Raw genomic sequence first — 15,646 nt, 5'->3', positions numbered from 1 at the left:
CCACGCCCTTGCCATTCGGATTATCTTCCCCTCAGTCAGGGTGATTCAGGTTTCTTTCAACCTGACGGGTTTGCCAGCTTCGCTGGGCAAACAAAAAAAAAGCGCCCATTGGGCGCTTTTCTTGAAACCTAGTCTTATCGACGTAGACCTAGACGCTTGATAAGGTCAAGGTAACGCTCTGCGTTCTTGCCTTTAAGGTAGTCTAGAAGCTTACGACGTTGGCTAACCATACGTAGAAGACCACGACGTGAGTGGTGATCTTTCTTGTGATCAGCAAAGTGACCTTGAAGCTTGTTGATGTTGTGAGTAAGCAAAGCAACTTGAACTTCTGGTGAACCAGTGTCGCCTTCTTTAACGCCGTACTCAGCAATGATTTTTGCGGTTTCTGCTTTAGTTAGTGACATATCATTCTCCTAATATTAATGCTTCGCCGATCACTAATTCAGCAAAGCGGAATGAGCGCCGTATTATAATGACGTTTACAGACTTAGCAAGCCATAAACCGTCTTTATTTACCGGCGCAGCTACAATGGATAAACAACTCGACGTTTTGGGTTAACAAACACTTCTTGTTTAGGGATACCTTGGTCTTTCGGGTCAAGAACCCCTTCCCCTACGCCTAAGAAAATACCACTGGTATCGTCGCCATGGTAAACGCGGTAAGACACGCCTTCACCCAGCGCTTCGCTACAAGTCCCTTTTACAGATTGGCCGTTATCAAAACGGTTTCTTTCAGCGTCGTTTATGGTCACAAATGGCAAACGACTTACAGCGGTATCCATAGGAATCAATAAGTCATCCAGCGCTTTAAAGTCACCTTCTTCCAGTGATTCCTGAATTTCAATTAACTTGTCCAGCGAGACCATTTTATCCGTAGGATAGTCTGCTACTTCCGTACGGTGTAAGCGAGTCACGTAGGCGCCACAGCCAAGGTTCTGACCTAAATCATCTACGATAGAGCGAATATAGGTGCCTTTGCTGCATTTAATGCGCACTTCTACAAACGGCAGTTCAATACGCAGTACATCCAGTTCATACACTTCAATATCGCGGGGTTCCCGCTCAATTTCTATGCCTTGACGTGCATAGTGATAAAGCGGCTTACCTTGATGTTTAAGCGCTGAGAACATGGATGGAATTTGTTTGCTCTTACCTAGAAACGCCAAGCACGCATCACGTACTTGTTCTTCGCTTACATCAACAGGCTTTTCTTCAACAACTTCGCCATCGGCGTCAGACGTGGTGGTGCGAACACCCAGTTGAGCAGTTACCTCGTAGGTCTTTTCTGCATCCAGAAGAAACTGAGAAAACTTCGTAGCTTCACCCAAGCACAGCGGCAACATGCCACTGGCAAGTGGATCAAGTGCGCCTGTATGCCCGGCCTTCGCAGCTTTGTACAGCCAGCGCACTTTTTGAAGCAATTGGTTAGATGACCCACCAAGCGGTTTATCAAGCAATACTATGCCGTTAATCTCACGGCCTTTACGACGTCTTGCCATTTACTCCTGCTCTTGTGGATCGTCTTTATCGCGCTTTGACTCATCTTTTGCGATGGTCTGAGACACAAGATTAGAGATACGCATACCTTCAACAATCGATTTATCTTCAAAGAAGTGAAGATCAGGCACTGAGCGCATGCGAATACGTTTAGCTAGAATACTGCGAATAAACTTTTTGTATTCTGCCAGTTGTTTAATTTGCGCTTTACCTTCTTCTTCGGTGCTGTTGTAGATAGTCACAAAGATTTTTGCATGCGCTAGGTCACGCGACACATCTACGTCAGAAACCGTGATCAAGGGCATGTCGCCAACGCGGTGCTTGTATTCATTTTGCAGAATGCTCGCCACTTCTTTATGGACTTGCTGAGCGACTCTGTCGGTACGTGAAAATTCACGGGCCATTATACTCTCCTTTCCTTATTTAACGCTGGGCATGCGTGAAGCCTGTTTACTGTATACAGACAAAAACGGGAGCACTCGGCCCCCGTTTTTCACATGCCGAATTAACTAAGGCAATTAAATTTCGCGCTTAACCTCAACGATTTCGAAGACCTCGATTTGGTCGCCTACTTTCACGTCGTTGTAGTTCTTAACGCCGATACCACATTCCATACCGTTACGTACTTCTTGTACGTCATCTTTAAAGCGACGCAGTGACTCTAGTTCACCTTCGTAAATTACTACGTTGTCGCGAAGTACACGGATTGGGTTGCTACGCTTAACGTTACCTTCAGTAACCATACAGCCCGCAATTGCGCCCAGTTTCGGTGATTTAAATACGTCACGTACTTCTGCAAGACCAATGATTTCCTGCTTGAATTCTGGTGCAAGCATACCACTCATGGCCGCTTTCACTTCGTCAATTAGGTTATAGATAACGCTGTAGTAACGTAAATCAATTTCTTCAGCTTCTAGTACGCGACGCGCTGTTGCATCGGCACGAACGTTAAAGCCTAGTACGATAGCGCCTGATGCAGCCGCAAGGGTTGCGTCAGTCTCAGTGATACCACCTACACCACTACCTACAATGTTCACTTTTACTTCAGAAGTAGAAAGCTTAACAAGTGATTCAGAAATTGCTTCTACAGAACCCTGTACGTCAGCTTTAAGTACGATGTTAAGTTCGCTAACGTCACCTGATTCCATGTTCGCAAACATGTTTTCAAGTTTCGCTTTCTGCTGACGAGCAAGTTTAAGTTCACGTTTCTTCTGATGACGTTTCGCTGCTACTTCACGCGCTTTACGCTCGTCTTTAACAACGGCTGCGTCTTCACCCGCTACCGGAACACCAGACAAACCAAGTACTTCCACAGGCGTAGAAGGACCAGCAATCTTAATTTCATTACCGTTTTCGTCACGCATTGCACGAACACGGCCGTATTCTTCACCACAAAGTAGAATGTCACCAGCGCGTAATTGGCCTTCTTGAACCAATACAGATGCTACTGGACCACGGCCTTTATCAAGGCGAGATTCAATAACAATACCGCGACCTGGGCCTTCAGCTACTGCTTTAAGGTCTAGAACTTCAGCTTGTAGAACGATAGCTTCAAGCAGTTCGTCTACGCCCATACCTGTTTTTGCTGAAACGTTACAGAACTGGTGCTCACCGCCCCACTCTTCTGAGATAACTTCTAGTTGAGATAGCTCAGTTTTAACGCGATCAGGGTCAGCTGTTTCTTTATCCATTTTGTTCACTGCAACGATAAGAGGTACGCCAGCAGCGCGAGCGTGCTGTACCGCTTCTTTCGTTTGAGGCATTACGCCGTCATCTGCAGCAACAACAAGAATAACGATATCCGTCGCCGTAGCACCACGAGCACGCATTGCGGTAAATGCGGCGTGTCCAGGTGTATCTAGGAACGTGATTTCGCCATTTTCTGTTTCTACTTTATATGCACCAATGTGCTGGGTAATACCACCGGCTTCACCGTCTGCAACTTTCGCGCGACGAATGTAGTCAAGCAATGACGTTTTACCGTGGTCAACGTGACCCATGATGGTTACAACAGGTGCACGTGTGGTTTTTTCACCGCCAGTGCCATCTGCCAACAACTCATCTTCAAGTGCGTTGTCGTTAACAAGTTCGTGCTTATGACCCATTTCTTCAATTACTAGTACCGCTGTATCTTGGTCTAGTACTTGGTTAATGGTTGCCATTTCGCCCATCTTCATCATCGTTTTGATAACTTCGTTAGACTTAATTGCAAGTTTACTTGCAAGTTCGCCAACTGTGATGGTTGCGCCAAGCTTAACTACACGCTCTACAGGTGCAGCTGGCTTGTTAAAGCCTTGCTTAAGATGCTCACCCGCATTTTTCTTCGACTTACGACGACGGCGCGATGAACGCTCAACCTGCATGTCTTCTTCGTCTTCAGCTTCTTGAGCATAACGGTTAGAGTGCAAGTGAACTTCTTCAGCTTCTTCTTTCTTACGACGCTCTTCTTCTTCCTTCCAGCGACGCTCGTTCTCTTCAGCAAGTTTGCGCGCTTCATCAGCCGCTTTCTTCGCGTCTTCTTCAAGCTTCTTCTGCGCTTCTTCTTCTTGCGCTTTGCGCAGACGTTCTTCTTCCTGACGAGCCGCTTCAGCTTCCGCTTTTTCAGCTTCAGTTAGCTCAGGTTCGTCGGCCTTACGTGCTTCAGCTTCTTTTTTCGCTTGTTCTGCACGACGAGCACGCTCTTCTTCAGCAGCTTTCTTCGCTTCTTCAGCTTTACGTGCTTTCTCTTCAGCGGCTTTTTTCGCTTCAGCTGCTGCTTTTTCTTCCGCTTCGCGCTTCAGACGTGCTTCTTCTTCAAGACGCTTCGCCTCTTCTTCCGCTTGACGCTGCTGTTCTTCAACATCGCTACGCTTAACGTAAGTGCGCTTTTTACGTACTTCTACTTTCACTTCTTTAGACTTACCAACACTTAGCGTGCTGGTTGTCTTACGCTTAAGTGTCATACGTGTCGGTTCAGCTGCGCTGCCGTGTTGCTTACTTAAATGATCCAATAGTTTTTGTTTCTCGTCTTCGTTTACCTGATCGCCGGCATTCTTAGTGATACCCGCGTCTTTAAACTGGCCAACCAATCGGTCAACGGTCGTACCAATGTCGCTGGCGAGCTTTTCAATAGATACATCTGCCATTACGTAATTTTCCCCCTGTTGACCTTACTCTTCTTCACTGAACCATACGATATTACGAGCCGCCATGATTAACGCACCGGCTTTCTCTTCGTCTAGTTCATCGATATCACTGATATCATCGGTACCTTGTTCTGCTAATTCTTCCAGGTCGGTAACACCGCGGCTGGCCAACACATAGGCCACGTGTTTACTCATACCTTCAAGATTTAATAAGGCTTCTGTAGGCTCTGCACCTTCAAGCGATTCTTCGTTCGCCAGTGCACGCGTGGTTAGGAAAGCGCGCGCTCTGTTGCGCAGCTCTTCAACCATTTCTTCATCTAACCCTTCAACCGCTAGAAGCTCACTTGCAGGCACGTATGCCACTTCTTCTAACGTTGTAAAGCCTTCATCTACCAAGACAGACGCGAACTCTTCGTCAATGTCCAAACCAGCAGTAAATAGATCAAGTACCTTCGCGTTTTCTTCTTCGTGCTTCTTGTTGAGATCTTCAACCGTCATCACGTTAAGTTCCCAGCCTGTAAGCTGGCTAGCTAGGCGTACGTTTTGACCACTACGGCCAATTGCCTGTGCTAGGTTGTCTGCTTCAACCGCTACGTCCATGCTGTTGCTGTCTTCATCAACAACGATTGACGCCACTTCGGCGGGAGCCATAGCATTGATAACGAATTGCGCTGGGTTTTCGTCCCATAACACGATATCAACACGTTCACCGCCAAGCTCACCTGATACGGCTTGTACACGTGAACCACGCATACCAACACACGCACCAACCGGGTCTAAGCGCTTGTCGTTAGTTTTAACCGCAATCTTTGCACGAGAACCTGGGTCACGCGCTGCAGATTTAATTTCTAGTGTCTCTTCCGCAATTTCTGGTACTTCCAGACGGAAAAGCTCAACTAGCATGTCTGGGTGCGTACGGCTAATAAATAGCTGTGCGCCACGTGCTTCTGGACGAATAACGTAAAGAAGGCCACGTACACGGTCGCCCGGACGGAAAGTTTCACGAGGAAGCATGTCATCGCGGTAGATAACACCTTCAGCGTTGTTACCTAAGTCGATGATGATGTTGTCGCGGTTTACTTTCTTAACCGTACCTGTAACCAGCTCACCTACTTTGTCTTCGTACTCAGCAATCATTTGCTGACGCTCAGCTTCACGTACTTTTTGTACAATCACTTGCTTTGCGGTCTGCGTAGTTATGCGGTCGAATTTAATAGATTCAATCTGTTCTTCCACATAATCGCCGAGTTGTATCTCTGGTTCGTCGATTTGTGCAGCAGAAATCGTAATTTCAGCAAATGGGTTTTCCTGTTCTTGATCATCAGGGATAACCAACCAGCGACGGAATGTATCAAAGTCACCAGACGTTCTGTCGATGCTTACACGAACTTCAATTTCGCCTTCGTTTTTCTTTTTTGTTGCACTAGCGATCGCAAACTCTAGCGCTTCAAAAATTTTCTCTCTAGGCACTTGTTTTTCATTTGAAACGGCTTCCGCCACTAACAAAATTTCTTTATTCATTTTCGCCTCTCTTTTGCTTTCGTCGATGAAAGCAGAGCTGTTCCGTTAATCGAACGTGGGAACAACGTTACCTTTTTCGATATTCGCCACAGCTAACTGGAACTGCTGGCCATCCACTTCAATACTTACGATGCCATTTTCGCACGCGAGTACTTTGCCTTTAAAATTACGTCTGTCATCCATTGGCATAGACAAACGAATTTGAACCACTTCACCCACAGACTCGATATAGTGCTTCTCTTTGAAAAGCGGTCTGTCCATACCCGGTGATGACACTTCCAAGTTGTATTCAGTGCTAATTGGATCTTCAACGTCCAAAATTGCGCTAATCTGATGACTTACATCTGCACAATCATCAACGGTAATACCGTTTTCATGATCAATAAAAACGCGAAGAATAGAATGCTTCCCCGCTCGTACAAACTCGATCCCAACCAACTCAAAACCCAGTGCTTCAACACCTGGCTCTAGCATTTCGGTTAGTTTCTCTTCAAGTTTTGCCAATGCAAACCTCCAAAAACGAAAAAAGGGCCTAAAGCCCACCTGTCATCACCCGGCTCAGCGAGGCTGACTCCAGGTTTTAATACAACAAAAAGCCCCGGACTAGCGGGGCTTTTATTAAAATTCTGAACCCATACCTGCCAACAAGGGCAGTTGCAAACCTATGGGTAAAACCACCGTTAGGTGATAGCTTGCTAATGATAAGTGCGTTACTTTCCTGTACTGAGGGAGCCCGCTCTCATCACTTAATGAGCACATTATACGTATAGCCGTCGCATTAAGCAACAGCCAATAGGCGCAGACACTGGAGGGTGTCGATTTTTTCTGTGTAAAATTCGGCCTGCATGAAAGTATTTTAATTGCGGTTTAGTCCAGCAGACTTAGTCTTCGTCTTTAAATGTCGCTTTAATATCAAGAATTTTAGGCATAATTTCTATCATCAAATCAACAAGTCTGGGTTCGAAATGCTTTCCCTTTTGGCTTTGAAGAAAATCTACCGTTTTTTCAATACTCCAGGCGTCTTTATAAGGACGTTTGCTGGTTAAGGCATCGAACACATCAGCAATGGCGCAAATACGCCCCTCAATGGGAATATCTTCACCCGCAAGCCCTTTAGGATAGCCTGACCCGTCCCATTTTTCATGGTGGGTAAGCGAAACAGACTTTGCAACTTTCAACAACAAAGAATCGCCGCAATCACCAATGATTTCCGCACCAATCTCAGGGTGGTTTTTCATGGTGGCAAACTCTTCGTCTGTCAGCTTCCCTGGTTTCAACATTATACTATCAGCAATACCAATTTTGCCGATGTCGTGCATCGGTGCAGCATGAAGCAGAATTTCAGCCTGTTTATCTGTAAGTCCATAGGCAAGCGCAAGCTCTTTCGAATAATGGCTCATGCGCATGACATGCATGCCCGTCTCATTGTCTTTATATTCCGCCGCTCTACCTAAACGCTGTACAACTTGTAAACGGCTATCAAGTAGCTCGTCAGCTTGCACCAAACTGAGGTGGGTTTTAACCCGCGCTCTTACGATGACCGGAGATATAGGCTTAGTAATGTAGTCCACAGCGCCTGCTTCGAAGCCTTCCGTTTCTTCGTGCTCATCATTTAAGGCGGTTACAAATATAACGGGGATGTGCCTTGTGTCTGCTTGCTGTTTAAGCTGGCGGCATACTTCAAAACCCGTCAGCCCTGGCATCATAACGTCAAGTAATATCAAATTTGGCTGTCTAGTTTCAGTGAGCTTTAATGCTTCTTCGCCATTTCTCGCAAAAATAAGCTGATAATCATTAGCGAGAACTTGCTTTAAAACCCTTAGGTTTACTGGCTCATCGTCAACGAGTAATAAAGTAGGTTTTGTGATTTTAATGTTTAACATGCCGCGTCTCTTGACTACTTTAATTCTTGTATCAATGTAGAGATGCGCTCATGCGCCAACTCGAACTCGAAATCATCGATATCTAAGAGAATTTGAGTTATCTGTTCTTTGTGACTAGAACACCCAACCTCGCGTAAAAATGACAATTCATCTTCATCTACCATGTTTTGCTCTACACTATCGAGCATAGCCTCCAAATGACTCAGGAGCAATGCATTATCGATACTTTCATTAATGGCATTTTCGGCATACAGTGGTGATTTGCCAAGCATCAACTCGATTTTATCTAAGGCATCACGAAGACGGTTAACGTCTTCAATATTCACCTCTGACTTTAGAGCCTGAGCTTCAATCTCCCTGGTCGTATGATAGAAGGTGGTTAAGCAAAGATTACCCGATGTACCCTTTAAACCATGTGATAGTGCAGCAACCGCTTTATAGTCTTCGCGAATTGCAGCCCCCATTAAGTCGTCGACTTTATCCCTGCAGGTAGTAGAAAATTTATCCACCTCTTGTAGGACGGCCTCTTCACTCCCCCATAAATCGACGGCCTTCTTCAAATCCAACACGTTTTTATCAACTTTAAGCGCAGATGCTGGGGCATTTACTTCTAATGTGTCTGGTACCGAGTCGACCTGAAGCGTATCTATGTTAAGCACGCGAGCAATCTCGTCCATCAATTGAGGGAAATCGACGGGCTTGTTGGCGAACCCTTCCATTCCCGCCTGCTGCGCGGCATGTTTGTCCTGTACTAACACGCTAGCAGTCAGCGCAATAATGGGCGTAGGTGGTAAGCTATTTTCTTTTTCAAACTCTCGACGCTTTTTGGCTGCTTCTAGGCCATCTAACTTAGGCATCTGTAAATCCATCAGCACCACGTCAAACGACTTAGCGCGCATTTTATCTAATGCAATCTGTCCATCTGTTGCCGTTTCTACACTGTGGCCAGCGCGTTTTAGCAGCAACGAAAGCAACTCAAGGTTTTGCTGCACATCGTCAACAATCAGTACGGTTAACGAGGTTTCAATGCGTACTGCTTTCGATGAGAGCTCACTAGATACATAATCATCAATTTCTACAACTTCTAGAGGAAGCCTGAAAGTAAAGGTCGTTCCTTTACCTTTTTCGCTAGTTGCACAAATATTACCGCCCATCAGTTCAACTAACTGCTTGGAAATAGTTGTACCCAGCCCTGTGCCGCCGTACTTTCGACTCATCGATGCATCTGCTTGAGAGAACGGATCGAATACTCTTTCTACTTGCTCTTGCGTCATACCAATACCGGTATCTGTCACGTCAAAATAGACATACTTTTCATCACTTTTGACATTAATAGTCACTTCACCCTCGTGAGTGAATTTAACGGCGTTGCCTATCAAATTGTTAAGTACTTGTCGCATTCGCTCCGGTACACCTCTGTATCCGTTAGCTACCGAATCATCGACATTAAGTACAAGTCCAACTTTTTTGCGTTTGGCTTCTAACCAAAATGTTGAAATAACCAAATCCAACTCTTCGCGAATAAGGAAATCGCGATAATCTAAATCAAGCTTGCCTTTATCTAACTTCGCACTATCAAGTATGTCATTAAGAAGATGCAGCAATGAGCGTGCGGAACGGTTTATCGTGGTTAAGTGAGATTTCTGCTCTTCGCGTAGCGCTTCTCCCAACATAAGGTCGCTAAAACCTATAATTGCATTCATAGGCGTACGGATTTCGTGACTCATATTAGCAAGAAATGCGGTGCGCGCAGCGGCAGCTTGCTCAGCATTTTCCTTCGCCGCTTTTAGTTCATTTTCCATCACTTTTCTATGTGTTATGTCAGATATGAAGCCGTCTACATAGAGTACCATGCCATCATCGTCTTTAACCTGCACTCCATGCTCGATAACCCACTTCACCTCTCCAGATTTCGCGACAATTCTATATTCATATGAAAATGCGCCTTCATCAGGACTAATAGATGATAGGCGCTCTACATCACTAGGATGGTAAAGATCGGCGAAAGAGCGCTTCGGATTAGGCAGTATAAAATCTTCAGGCGGGTATCCGGTTACTTCTATTACTGCATCACTAATAAATACCATGGGCCACCCTGGCATACTTAAACAGCGATAAGCCATACCAGGAATATTTGAGATAAGACTTCTAAATTTAGCTTCGCTCTCGCGCAATGCATCTTCCATTTCCTTGCGTTTACGTAAATCAGAAGCGAAAGAGACAAAAACGGGTTTTCCATCAATTTTTGTGTAGCCGACACCTAGGCGCACTGGTATACGCTCACCATCTTTGCGAAGTACTTCTACTTCTCTTCCCGTACCAATAATTTGCACAGTTGGCACTACTCGCTGACTGAAGAAGTCATCACCGAATAAATGGCGTCTTTCAGGAGTTATTATCTCAGATGCGTGCATACCAATTATTTCTTGCTGGGTATAGCCATAGATACGCTCAACGGAGGGGTTAGCGGTTTTGATAATGCCTTTTTCATCTACCGTCAGAATGGCGTCGACCGCGGTATCGGTGATAGCACTTTGAATTCGCTCACTTTCAATGGCGCGTACCATTACATCGCGATATTTAAACAGAAGACTAATGCCCAATACCGTGGTAATTAATACCAACGTAACGATAGCAATCGAAATTGCTAGAAAAACAGCAATATCTGACGACTGGTTCGACGTTTCCATTCCTGGTGGCAATACAAATCTTGCTGCCGCCATCCCCGTATAGTGCATACCAGAAATAGCCAGTCCCATGACGATACTTGCAAGTAATACATGTTTTCCTAACAGCTTTTTACTTTTCGTAGCAGCTGTAATGCCGAATTTAATCCACAGCGAGAGCATGGCTAAACACACAGCTACCACAATAGAAAGAGCAAACATACCGAGGTCATAACGAAGAAGCGGTGCCATTTCCATAGCGGCCATACCACTATAGTGCATGGTGCCAATACCGGCACCTACCAGTACACCGCCTATCATTATTTCAGCGAGGCTAATACGGGACTTAGTTAAAAGGTGAAGCGCCACCCAAGCAGCGGCAAACCCGGGAACGGCAGAGAGCCCAGTAATGAGTGGATCATAGTCAACGGGCAGACATAAATCAAAAGCGGTCATCCCTAAGAAATGCATAGACCAAATACCACCGCCTAATGCAACGCTGCCGGTGCCTAATAAGGTATTTCGTCGAAGTTTGTGTTCGGTGATCGCGGCTTGCCCTGCCACATTAAACGCCATATATGAAGCAAACACAGCCACCATAAGCGATAGAATGACCAAAGGAACATGATAAGCACCTTCTATTAAGGTGGCGTGTTCTTCAAAAGTAAAAAAACGGGATATCATAACGCGGCCATACTACCTATTAATCTAATTTCTAATGGTGCGACAGCTATAACTTAGCACATTCACATATGAAGTGCGGTTATCAATTCGTAGCAATTAATTCAAGATTATCGTGTAAAACAAGAAGTCAAAGTGTTTTTTTGCTGAAAAGAAAAAACCCAGCAAAAGCTGGGTTTTTAAAGTGGTTGCGGGAGCAGGATTTGAACCTACGACCTTCGGGTTATGAGCCCGACGAGCTACCAGACTGCTCCATCCCGCGACTGTACGGTAAAGCTTGCGATTGCAATGCTTTGTAATTCTGGTTTTCAAATTGGTTGCGGGAGCAGGATTTGAACCTACGACCTTCGGGTTATGAGCCCGACGAGCTACCAGACTGCTCCATCCCGCGCTTGTACGGTAAAGCCTGCCTTTGCAATGCTTTTAAATTCTGGTTATTTTCTGTGGTTGCGGGAGCAGGATTTGAACCTACGACCTTCGGGTTATGAGCCCGACGAGCTACCAGACTGCTCCATCCCGCGCCAGAAAATTATTGTTGTAAGCGCGTCATTTAATGCCTCGCTTCAACGTGGTGCGTATTATACATAGGGACTTTCGCAACACAAGTACCAGCATGCGAAATATTTCATTTTTCTGACTGTTAGCGGTTTAATTGACCAACATGAACAAAGTTAATACGAATTAACCGATTTTCAGCTCCTATTTACACACGTAGATTCAAGCTATTTAAATTTTTCCATTTTTTCAGCCAACGAAAAATCTAATTCTGTGAGCCCACCAGCGTCGTGCGTAGTCAATGTTACTTCTACTTTATTATAAACATTGAACCACTCCGGATGATGCTTTAGCTTTTCCGCCCAAATCGCAATTTGAGACATCCACCCAAAAGCTCGGATAAAGCTCTTAAACATAAACGTCTTTTTGATAGTGTCTCCACTTTGCTCCCATGGTGTGTCATCGGAAACCAGTTCATTGAGCGCTTTCAATTTTTCGTTAATTTCATTATCAGACAGCTTCGTCGCCATTCTTATCTCCTTCAATCACTGATTATTACGTAAAAACCTTACCTACTACGGGATACTTTAATCGATTGGTTTAACATTAGAAGAGATTGGAGACAAAATCACAAAGAGGAATGGAGGCTAAGGTTTACAAAAGGCCACCCTTTAACTTCTATAGTCAAAGGGTGGCGATACTTCTACCTTATTAACAGATTAGAACTCGATAGCTAAGCGCGCATAGATTTGACGACCTCGTGGATCGTGAACCTTAGAGTCAAACCCGCTGTTAGTGAATAGCTGTGGAGGCTCTTCGTCGAACATGTTAATTGCGCCTAACGTCAACACATAACTTTGTTCTGTATCATATAAGCCGCCTAAGTCGATGTTGTATTGAGCATCTACCGTCAAGTGACTATCCACTTCGTAAAAGCCACCTGAACAACCACCCACGTTTGCAGTACCGTCCGCGCAATTTTAATCATCATCATATGATGAGATATAGCGAAGGAAGATATTGGCTGCATGGATATCGTTTTGCCAAGCCAGTCCCAAGTTCGCGCGCAATTCAGGAGAAGACACACCAATGTTATTGAAGTTACGGCGTCCAGCACCATCAATGTTTCCTGCCTGTGGGTCCATCAAGTCATACTTAGTGATGTAGGTCGCATTCAACGTAGGTGTAAAGTTACCGAAGTCTGTCTCTATTTTATAACTGGTTACAAAATCAATACCCGATGTTTCCATAGAACTCGCGTTAACATACGTGTTATTTACTTGAAGAACAGGCCCAGTCATCGGGTCTCCAGCACGGATAACGCGGTCTGGATTAGTCGGGTCTTCATTTAGTACCGCCTGCGCGTTCTCTTGAATGATTAGGTCTTCAAACTCGAAATTCCAATAATCAACTTCAACAGAAAAGTCTCTGAAAGGCTCGTATGAGAAGCCAATATTATAGGCTGTCGACTCTTCGGGTTTTAGCTCTTCATTACCCGATGTTCTAACAGCCACAAATGCCGTAGCACCTTGAACGGGGTCAATAAGCTGTTGCAACGACGTTGCGCCACCTTGTGCTAAGAACACTGTTGGCGCTCTAAACGACGTAGATATCGAGCCGCGAAGTGAAAACTCATCAGTCGCACGCCACGATATCGCTAACTTTGGATCCACCGTACTTCCAATGGTACCGCCGTAATCTTCATAACGAACCGCTAGTTGAACATCTAACTCGTCATTTATTGGTAATGCAAGTTCACCGAACGCTGCCCATACATCCTGGCTACCATCAATATCAGGGTTGCCGATAACGAATGTGAAACTGTCTTGGTTAGCAAGATCATCGTAATCTTGGCTAAGCTGGTTTTCACGATATTGAACACCCAAAGCTAACGCCGCAAAGCCACCGCCCATTTCGAACACATCAAACGATGTAATCGCTTCGAAAACTTCAAGGTCCGCTTTAGAGTCAATCACTTCGGTTCCCGTAAAGGAGCTAACCACATAATCAGAGTTAGGTGCCGTTGTGTAAGACGTTGCAAATGGATTGAAGAATTCGCAATCCCCTACCCCTGGCGTTCCTGCGATAGGATCACAATTAGAGCCACCTAGACCGTATAGCGCAAGCTGAAACTCGGTATTTAGTACGTCAGGAACCCTAAATACAAAATCGTTAACCGCACGTGTATAGCTTACTTCCCAGAACCCAGTATCTGTCACACCTTGTAAACTGGTGCTAAAGCGAAAGGTATCTGATTCGGTATTAGCTGGGTCACCAGGGAAGCCGTTACCTTCAGCGCGGCCGAAGAAAGCAACAGGCTGACCAAATGGATTCTGCGGATGGTAATCCGGAACAATTGGAGAGGTTAAAATTGGGAAGCTCGGTGCTCCACCACGTTCTGCACGGTTTCTCGCTAAACTGAATTCAGCCGACCATGTAATATCGTTATCGAACTCGTAGTCTGCACGTACATAAGCATTTGTTCGGCTCTCATCGGCAACATATGAATAGAATTTACCGAAATCAAAACCGCAAAAACCAATTTCTAAACCTGGCACTGTACCACTTGGCGCAAGTAAATCGGGTGCGCCACCAAACTCCTCACATCCGTAAGGGTCGATAATAGGCAGTGCCCCTGCACCTGGGATATTTAAGAAGAAAGAGCCTGGGTTACCCAGAGCACTTGTATCGTCTTGGGGACGACTTAGTCGTCTATCGCTGAGAAAAAGCGGCGAACGGTTGGTATAGCTTATCGCCGCTAGTACGCTTCCGTTATCTCCGGTTGCACCCCATAAACCTTGTAAAATGTATTCTTTGTTGTCGCCATGCGCACCATCTTGATAGTCAAGGCTTACCATTGCTCCGTCATAATTGCGTTTGGTGATAAAGTTAACGACACCTGCAACGGCATCAGAACCATATAGAGCCGACGCACCATCTTTAACTACTTCCATACGATCAATGGCAATCATCGGTACAAGCGAACTGGTATCGACGAAGTTCAGGCCTTCGTTCGTTGGTTGCGCTGTAACGACCTGACGCTTATTGTTAAGTAAAACCAGAGTAGACGCTACGCCTAAACCACGAAGGTTAATATTCGACGTACCCGCTGTTGCGTTTTGCGTAAATGCATCCGGGTTGTTTTCAGCACCCGTGTTAATAGTGAGTGTTTGTGTAATATCCGCAATATTCTTTGCGCCAATCGCGTCGATAGCCACGCTATCTACCACGGCTAGTGGAGAAGGAGATTCGAAGTTTTCGCTACGGCGAACAAAACTACCGGTAACCAAAATGAGTTCTACGTCTTTCTTAGCTTCTTGCTCACTTTCAACGTCTGCTTCTTGGGCTGATGCGATATAAGGAGAGCAAAATAAAGCAGTACCGACCATTGCCGCCACTGCTGTCTTACGCGTTTTAAATTTCATAGTGTGATTCCAAATCTGGGCTTATCACTACCGGCATTACTACCCACACTTTCCGCTAGCGACAGGCTGTTCGATTTCGTGTTGTTATTGTCTGAGGCCATGAACAAATATTGACCTACGCAATTGATACTATGCTTGAATCCCACCCTTGTAAATTTATTGTAAATAATATATTTACATTAATTTTACACATGGTCTGACCAGATATTCTCTAGGATAAATAGAAGGCTCTCCGCTGAATTTAGCAACATCTCAATTGGGAATATGTTTCCCAATTAGGGAAATTTATTCATTACGCTAGATTGTTCGCACACGTCAAAACTCAGCCATACCCTATAATTTTCAATATGTTA

9 protein-coding genes, 3 tRNA genes and 1 pseudogene are annotated in these 15,646 nt (G+C 45.1%); all 13 read right to left on the bottom strand.

From position 1 onward, the window contains the following. Positions 1-134 precede the first annotated feature (134 nt). The 13 genes and pseudogenes from rpsO to MHN09_RS16855 all read right to left on the bottom strand — a co-directional run bounded on the left by rpsO (position 135) and on the right by MHN09_RS16855 (position 15,293). Positions 135-404 carry a 30S ribosomal protein S15 gene (gene rpsO / locus MHN09_RS16915; protein ID WP_012518257.1) on the bottom strand — a complete coding sequence of 90 codons (270 nt, stop codon included), beginning with the start codon at positions 402-404 and terminating at the stop codon, positions 135-137. A gap of 120 nt (positions 405-524) precedes the next feature. Then, the gene (gene truB, locus MHN09_RS16910; RefSeq protein ID WP_239241543.1) at positions 525-1,499 is read right to left on the bottom strand and encodes a tRNA pseudouridine(55) synthase TruB; all 975 of its coding nucleotides are present in this window, start codon (positions 1,497-1,499) and stop codon (positions 525-527) included. After that, positions 1,500-1,901, bottom strand: coding sequence for a 30S ribosome-binding factor RbfA (gene rbfA, locus MHN09_RS16905; RefSeq protein WP_014949257.1), 402 nt, complete (start codon positions 1,899-1,901; stop codon positions 1,500-1,502). Positions 1,902-2,015: 114 nt separating this feature from the next. Beyond that, positions 2,016-4,622, bottom strand: a complete 2,607-nt coding sequence (gene infB / locus MHN09_RS16900) for a translation initiation factor IF-2 (RefSeq protein ID WP_239241542.1) — start codon at positions 4,620-4,622, stop codon at positions 2,016-2,018. 24 nt (positions 4,623-4,646) lie between these two features. Further along, positions 4,647-6,143, bottom strand: a complete 1,497-nt coding sequence (gene nusA / locus MHN09_RS16895; RefSeq protein WP_014949255.1) for a transcription termination factor NusA — start codon at positions 6,141-6,143, stop codon at positions 4,647-4,649. Between the two features lie 45 nt (positions 6,144-6,188). Then, entirely contained in the window at positions 6,189-6,647 is a 459-nt protein-coding gene (rimP, locus tag MHN09_RS16890; protein ID WP_168463536.1) for a ribosome maturation factor RimP, read from the bottom strand. A 377-nt stretch (positions 6,648-7,024) separates the two neighbouring features. Continuing rightward, positions 7,025-8,026 carry a two-component system response regulator gene (locus MHN09_RS16885; protein ID WP_049586651.1) on the bottom strand — a complete coding sequence of 334 codons (1,002 nt, stop codon included), beginning with the start codon at positions 8,024-8,026 and terminating at the stop codon, positions 7,025-7,027. Between the two features lie 14 nt (positions 8,027-8,040). After that, complete coding sequence (locus MHN09_RS16880) at positions 8,041-11,376, bottom strand: MHYT domain-containing protein (protein WP_239241541.1); 3,336 nt, start codon at positions 11,374-11,376, stop codon at positions 8,041-8,043. 182 nt (positions 11,377-11,558) lie between these two features. Beyond that, positions 11,559-11,635: transfer RNA gene (locus tag MHN09_RS16875), tRNA-Met, on the bottom strand. Positions 11,636-11,687: 52 nt separating this feature from the next. Next, positions 11,688-11,764 (bottom strand) — tRNA-Met (locus MHN09_RS16870). Positions 11,765-11,817: 53 nt separating this feature from the next. Then, positions 11,818-11,894, bottom strand: a tRNA-Met gene (locus tag MHN09_RS16865). A 201-nt stretch (positions 11,895-12,095) separates the two neighbouring features. After that, entirely contained in the window at positions 12,096-12,398 is a 303-nt protein-coding gene (locus tag MHN09_RS16860; RefSeq protein WP_014949251.1) for a 4a-hydroxytetrahydrobiopterin dehydratase, read from the bottom strand. Between the two features lie 189 nt (positions 12,399-12,587). Further along, a pseudogene (locus MHN09_RS16855) lies at positions 12,588-15,293 on the bottom strand (TonB-dependent receptor). Positions 15,294-15,646: the final 353 nt, after the last annotated feature.

The organism is Alteromonas sp. MmMcT2-5 (assembly GCF_022348315.1).
Taxonomy (GTDB): Bacteria; Pseudomonadota; Gammaproteobacteria; order Enterobacterales; family Alteromonadaceae; genus Alteromonas; species Alteromonas macleodii.
The sequence above is the reverse complement of the archived record's forward strand: the minus strand, read 5'-3'. Positions and strand labels throughout refer to the sequence as shown.

Coding starts and splice junctions, on each gene's coding strand:
- rpsO (WP_012518257.1), bottom strand. CDS start 404: ATGTCACTAACTAAAGCAGAAACCGCAAAAATCATTGCTGAGTACGGC.
- truB (WP_239241543.1), bottom strand. CDS start 1,499: ATGGCAAGACGTCGTAAAGGCCGTGAGATTAACGGCATAGTATTGCTT.
- rbfA (WP_014949257.1), bottom strand. CDS start 1,901: ATGGCCCGTGAATTTTCACGTACCGACAGAGTCGCTCAGCAAGTCCAT.
- infB (WP_239241542.1), bottom strand. CDS start 4,622: ATGGCAGATGTATCTATTGAAAAGCTCGCCAGCGACATTGGTACGACC.
- nusA (WP_014949255.1), bottom strand. CDS start 6,143: ATGAATAAAGAAATTTTGTTAGTGGCGGAAGCCGTTTCAAATGAAAAA.
- MHN09_RS16885 (WP_049586651.1), bottom strand. CDS start 8,026: ATGTTAAACATTAAAATCACAAAACCTACTTTATTACTCGTTGACGAT.
- MHN09_RS16880 (WP_239241541.1), bottom strand. CDS start 11,376: ATGATATCCCGTTTTTTTACTTTTGAAGAACACGCCACCTTAATAGAA.
- MHN09_RS16860 (WP_014949251.1), bottom strand. CDS start 12,398: ATGGCGACGAAGCTGTCTGATAATGAAATTAACGAAAAATTGAAAGCG.